At 31.0% G+C, this 6,232-nt stretch carries 6 protein-coding genes; 3 read left to right on the top strand and 3 right to left on the bottom strand.

Annotation, left to right across the window (positions count from 1 at the left end; genetic code table 11):
- Positions 1 to 38 precede the first annotated feature (38 nt).
- Entirely contained in the window at positions 39 to 695 is a 657-nt protein-coding gene (fsa, locus tag ABWO04_RS09340) for a fructose-6-phosphate aldolase (RefSeq protein ID WP_291242710.1), read from the top strand.
- Between the two features lie 26 nt (positions 696 to 721).
- Here fsa and ABWO04_RS09335 read toward each other — a convergent pair whose 3' ends face one another.
- Positions 722 to 2,044, bottom strand: a complete 1,323-nt coding sequence (locus ABWO04_RS09335) for a TlpA family protein disulfide reductase (protein ID WP_353079435.1) — start codon at positions 2,042 to 2,044, stop codon at positions 722 to 724.
- Between the two features lie 230 nt (positions 2,045 to 2,274).
- Here ABWO04_RS09335 and ABWO04_RS09330 point away from each other — a divergent pair, with 230 nt between their 5' ends.
- Positions 2,275 to 3,894 (top strand): ABC-F family ATP-binding cassette domain-containing protein, encoded by a 1,620-nt coding sequence (locus tag ABWO04_RS09330; protein ID WP_353079433.1) that lies wholly within the window; start codon positions 2,275 to 2,277, stop codon positions 3,892 to 3,894.
- Positions 3,895 to 3,996: 102 nt separating this feature from the next.
- Here ABWO04_RS09330 and trmD read toward each other — a convergent pair whose 3' ends face one another.
- Together trmD and ABWO04_RS09320 are read right to left on the bottom strand one after the other, a co-directional pair.
- Positions 3,997 to 4,674 carry a tRNA (guanosine(37)-N1)-methyltransferase TrmD gene (gene trmD / locus ABWO04_RS09325; RefSeq protein ID WP_353079431.1) on the bottom strand — a complete coding sequence of 226 codons (678 nt, stop codon included), beginning with the start codon at positions 4,672 to 4,674 and terminating at the stop codon, positions 3,997 to 3,999.
- 90 nt (positions 4,675 to 4,764) lie between these two features.
- A complete protein-coding gene (locus ABWO04_RS09320) occupies positions 4,765 to 5,568 on the bottom strand; it encodes a class I SAM-dependent methyltransferase (RefSeq protein ID WP_353079429.1) in 804 nt (267 codons plus the stop codon).
- Positions 5,569 to 5,649: 81 nt separating this feature from the next.
- Between ABWO04_RS09320 and ABWO04_RS09315 the strand changes: the two genes are divergently transcribed.
- Positions 5,650 to 6,232: peptidylprolyl isomerase (locus ABWO04_RS09315; RefSeq protein ID WP_353079427.1), on the top strand; the 583-nt coding region annotated here is incomplete at its 3' end.

Genomic DNA, 6,232 nt, shown 5'->3' with positions numbered 1-6,232 from the left:
GCACAAACAACACACAACAAATTTAAATTCAAAAAAACATGAAATTTTTTATTGACACAGCAAATTTAAAAGACATTGCAGAAGCACAAGCTTTAGGTATTCTTGATGGTGTAACTACAAATCCATCGTTAATGGCTAAAGAAGGTATTACAGGAAAAAACAATATCTTAAAACATTATGTAGACATTTGTAATCTTGTAGATGGCGATGTTAGTGCAGAAGTAAATGCTTTAGATTTTGAAGGAATGGTAAAAGAAGGTGAAGAATTAGCCGACTTACACGAACAAATTGTGGTAAAATTACCAATGACTAAAGAAGGAATTAAAGCGTGTAAATATTTTTCAGATAGAGGCATAAAAACCAATGTTACATTAATATTTTCAGCGGGTCAAGCTTTATTGGCTGCTAAAGCTGGAGCAACTTACTGTTCTCCATTTTTAGGTCGTTTAGATGATATTTCAACAGATGGTTTAAATTTAATTGATGAAATTCGTCAAATTTATGACAACTATAGTTTTGAAACTCAAATTTTAGCGGCTTCAGTACGTCACACTATGCATGTTGTTAATTGTGCTAAAATTGGTGCTGATGTAATGACAGGACCTTTATCTTCAATTACTGGATTATTAAAACACCCACTTACTGATTTAGGAATTGCTCAGTTTGTAGCTGATTTCGAAAAAGGAAATAAATAATATTTTTTATGGAGTTTTAAATATTTCTATTGCAAATAACTTTCAAAGTTAGCATCAAATAAGCTTACAAAAGCATTATTTATCGTACCGTTTTTATTAATTATCATAGTGCGATACACTTTGTTTATAACCCAATTATTTTGAAGCTCTTTAAAATCTGTTGCTCTTAATTCTATTGAATTGCTAAAGTTTTTATCTTTTATTTCTTTTAACCAATCTTCTTGGCTATTATTGATGTTTATGGCAATAAATTGAATAGAAGAATATTTTGCTTTTAATTCATCGATTTTTTTATGAGAATAAAAAGAATGTGAATCGGATTGTTTGTTCCAAAAATATATAATTGTTTTTTTTGTGATTAGTTTATTTAAATCGACCGGTTGATTGTTCATGTCTAACAAACTAACTTTTGGTAATACATTATTGGTTCTTAATTTCTGAATATTATTTGCCGTTTCCATGACTTTAGATTTCATTTTTTTATCTGATACCATTTTTGAATACAAGGCAAAAAACTTACCATTATTAACAGAGCATTGATCTGAAAGCAAATACATATTGGCTATGTTGTTTATAACCAAATTTTTAACGTGTTTGTTTTTAACCAGCGTATCTACAATTTCAAGTTTTTTAATATTGTTTTCTAAACTCATATCGTCTAAGTTTCCTTTGTTTTTGGTTAGTACAATATTATTAAGCATGCTTGTCATATAATTAATAAACGGAGAATAGTACAATAAATTGGCTTGATTCACATCAATTTTTTTTCTGTAATTGTAGTACGATTTTGGTAAATCGGTTTTGATGTTTTCACCGGTTTTAAATTCGTGTACTATAGGAAAAACTTCTTTTTTGTAGGCGTAATTTAATAAAATATTAGCTTTTGCTACTTTGTCAAATTCTTCAGACCATTTGATAAATGATTTTCTTTTGCGGTATAAATCTGTAATTTTTTTATTTGAAGTGTCTAAATATTTAGAAAATACTTTTTCGGGTTGTTCGTAAACATCAAATAAATCATTTTTTAATTTCATGTCTTTTAAATACAATTCCATCATGAAATTGTTTTTCTCATCACCACGTCCGCAAAACATTAAGGTATTATCAAAATCATTGCTGTTTAAACGAATCATCAAACTATCATTTTTGTCAAAAAACACATATTGATATTCGGGATCATGTTTAAAACTGTATAATCCCGGTGTTAATGAATCGAATTTATGAAAAAAGCGATTGTTCTTATCTAAATAAAAAGTATCCACCACTTTGTCATTTTTCATAAACACAACAAAATTATTCTTTGGATTTTCAATTTCACCACCAAAGTACGCCACATGATTTTCACCCATGAAGCCATCTTTACAAGATACTAAAGAGGTTGCAAGAAGTAAGAAAAAAAAGTATTTAATGAAAATGTAATTTTTTTGCATAGTTTTATTTAAACATAATAACAAATGTATTTGATTTAAAACAGTTAAGATGTTAATGTAGCGTTAAAAATTACAATTAGAATATTAAAATAAAACTGTGAAAACTCGTTGCTTTTTGCTAATTTTGCGGTAAATTAAAATATAAATACATGCTTACAATTTCAAATTTATCGGTGCAATTTGGTAAAAGAATTCTATTCGATGAAGTAAATACCACGTTCACTCAAGGAAACTGTTATGGGATTATTGGTGCTAACGGTGCTGGAAAATCAACATTCTTAAAAATCATAGCTGGTGAATTGGATCCTACTTCAGGAAGAGTAATTTTAGAACCAGGAAAACGTATGTCGGTTTTAAATCAAAATCACAATATGTTTGATGAATTTACGGTTTTAGATACCGTATTAATTGGTAATAAAACGTTACATGCCGTAAAATCTGAAATGGATGCATTGTATGCAGATTATGATGATAAAAATGCCGATAGAATAGGCGAGTTGCAATTGCAATTTGACGAAATGAATGGTTGGAATGCAGAAAGTGACGCGGCTACATTATTATCAAATTTAGAAATTGAAGCAGAACATCATTATACTTTGATGGGCGAAATGGACGGAAAATTAAAAGTTCGTGTGTTGTTAGCTCAAGCTTTATTTGGTAATCCTGATGTGTTGATTATGGATGAGCCAACAAATGATTTGGATTTTGAAACCATCGGTTGGTTAGAAAATTTCTTAGCAAATTATGAAAATACGGTATTAGTAGTGTCGCATGACCGTCACTTTTTAGATGCAGTTTGTACTCATATTTCGGATATTGATTTTGCTAAAATCACGCACTATTCAGGAAATTATACTTTTTGGTATGAAAGTAGCCAATTAGCGGCGCGTCAGAAAGCCCAACAAAACAAAAAGGCAGAGGAGAAAAAAGCCGAATTAGAAGAATTTATTCGTCGTTTTAGTGCCAATGTTGCGAAATCTAAACAAGCTACTTCTCGTAAAAAAATGATTGAAAAATTAAACTTAGATGAAATTAAACCATCAAGTAGAAGATATCCAGCTATTATTTTTGAAACCGAGCGTGAAGCGGGTGACCAAATTTTAAATATACAAAATTTATCAGCATCGCAAGATGGAGACGTTTTATTTAAAGATATCCATTTAAACATGGCAAAAGGCGATAAAATTGTAGTTTTCTCTAAAGATTCTCGAGCAACAACAGCTTTTTATGATATTTTAAATGGATTAAAAAAACAAGATTCAGGAACGTTTGATTGGGGAATTACCACAACGCAATCGTATTTACCAGTTGAAAATCATAGCTTTTTTGATGGTGTTGATTTAAATTTAGTAGATTGGTTACGCCAATGGGTAAAAACAGAAGAAGAACGCGATGAAGTATATGTTCGTGGTTTCTTAGGAAAAATGATTTTCTCAGGTGAAGAAGCCTTGAAAAAATGTAATGTGCTTTCTGGAGGTGAAAAAGTACGTTGTATGTTGTCTCGTATGATGATGATTCGTGCCAATGTTTTAATGTTAGATGAACCTACCAATCACTTAGACTTAGAATCTATTACCGCATTTAATAACTCGTTAAACAACTTTAAAGGCTCAATTTTATTAACAACACATGACCATGAATTTGCTCAAACCGTTGGAAATAGAATTTTGGAAATTACACCAAATGGTGTTATTGACCGTTACATGACGTTTGATGAGTATTTAGAAGACGATAAAATTAAAGAATTACGTACTAAAATGTATTTGTAATTTACGATTTATGATTTTGGATTTACGAATTGTTATTTATAAAAAATCCCGAGTTTTGCTCGGGATTTTTCGTAAATCGTATATCTAAAATCGTAAATAAGATTATTCTTCCAATAAATCTGGTCTTCTGGCTAATGTGTGTTCGTAGGCTTTTTGTTCGCGCCATTTTTCAATTTCTGGAAAGTTGCCACTTAACAAAATATCTGGAATTTTCATGCCTTTATATTCTGCCGGTCGGGTATAAATTGGTGGTGATAATAAATTATCTTGAAAACTATCAGTTAGGGCAGAAGTTTCATCATTCAAAACTCCAGGAATCAATCGAAATAAGGTATCGCACAAAATTACAGCACCTAATTCACCACCCGATAACACATAATCACCTATTGAAATTTCTTTAGTAATATGCATATCGCGCACTCGTTGGTCAACGCCTTTATAATGTCCACATAAAATAATTAAATTTCCTAACATCGACATAGAATTGGCCATTTTTTGGTTTAGCGTTTCTCCGTCTGGTGTCATGTAAATGATTTCATCGTAATCGCGTTCACTTTTTAGTTTGGTAATGCAATCGTCAATAGGTTGAATATTCATTACCATACCAGCTCCACCACCAAATTGATAATCGTCCACGCTTTTTTGTTTGTTCGCACTGTAGTCTCGTAAATTATGAAAATGAACTTCTACCAAGCCTTTATCAATGGCTCTTTTCATCATCGAACCTTCAAACGGACTTCTAATTAATTCTGGCAAAACGGTAATTATATCTACGCGCATATTTTTTTAGTTTGGAATTCTAATATGTTGCAAATATAATCATCTATTTGGTCAAATAACATATCAAAAAGATAAGAATCAAAAATTAGGTTATAGTTGCATCAATTCCCCAACAATTCCATACATCATAGGTATTTTATTTTCAAATTTTTGAATACGAAATTTACCAGGTTCAAATTCTTCGGTATGACTAAAACAGTTATAATGCGAGTAGTCGTATTCTTGAAAATTTTTAATACTAATATTATGTTTTATAAGTGATTGAAATACTTCACTTAAACTATGATTCCAAGTAATTGTTTGGTATTCATTTTCTACATTTCTGTCAGCATACGTTCCTGTTTCTTCTTCGTAAATGGGTTCGGATTTAAAGTAATTGTAATAAACAACATTAAAATCATTATCGTACATCCATACTACAGGATGAAACTCAAAAAACACTAATTTTCCGTTAGGTTTTAATGCGCCTGCAATTACTGAAGCCCATTTGTCTAAATCGGGTAACCAACCAATAGTACCATAACTGGTGTAGACGATATCGTATTTTTCAGTAATGTGTTGAAGCGTATCATAAACATTACAACAAATAAATTTGGCATTTAAATGTAATTTTTCATTTAAAGCTTTGGCTTTTGCAATTGCTTCTTCAGAAAAATCAATTCCGGTAACTTTTGCACCTAATCGTGCTAAAGACAAACTATCTTGTCCAAAATGACATTGTAAATGTAAAATTCTTTTTCCGGTTACATCACCTAAAGCTTCTAAGTCAGTTTGTGGTAATGTAATTTTTCCGTTTAGAAACTGTTCTTGTTCGTAAAAATCAGAATCTATATGAATGGCCACTTTATTGTTCCAAGTTTGTTTGTTAATTTGAAGGTAATTTTCTGATTTCATTTTGATATAATTTTGCGTAAAAACCAATCAAATATACTCAAAAAAGTAGTAAATTTGCACTTTAATTTAAAATCAAAAGCAATGCAAGACGGAATTTACGCTAAATTTAATACAGCAAAAGGTTCAATTTTAGTAAAGTTAACTCACGATAAAACACCTGGAACGGTTGGAAACTTTGTAGGTTTGGCTGAAGGTCAATTAGAAAATAAAGCAAAACCAATGGGTACTCCATATTATAATGGTTTGAAATTTCATAGAGTTATACCTGACTTTATGATTCAAGGTGGTTGTCCTCAAGGTCAAGGAACTGGTGGTCCTGGGTACCAATTTGATGATGAATTTCATTCAGAATTAAAACATGATAAGCCAGGCGTATTATCTATGGCAAATGCAGGACCTGGAACTAATGGTTCGCAGTTTTTTATCACACACGTTCCAACCAATTGGTTAGATGGTAAACATACTGTTTTTGGTCATGTTGTGGAAGGACAAGATGTTGTTGATGCAGTGGCTGGAAATGATGCTTTAGATTCAATTGAAATTATTAGAGTGGGAGCCGAAGCAGAAAAATGGAATGCTATTGAAGCGTTTAGAACCTTCGAAGGTTCTCGTGAAAAAAGAATTTTAGAACAAAAACAAGCTGCTGAAGCCGCAATGGAAAAAT

The organism is Flavobacterium sp., from assembly GCF_040382755.1.
GTDB lineage: Bacteria > Bacteroidota > Bacteroidia > Flavobacteriales > Flavobacteriaceae > Flavobacterium.
The sequence above is the reverse complement of the archived record's forward strand: the minus strand, read 5'-3'. Positions and strand labels throughout refer to the sequence as shown.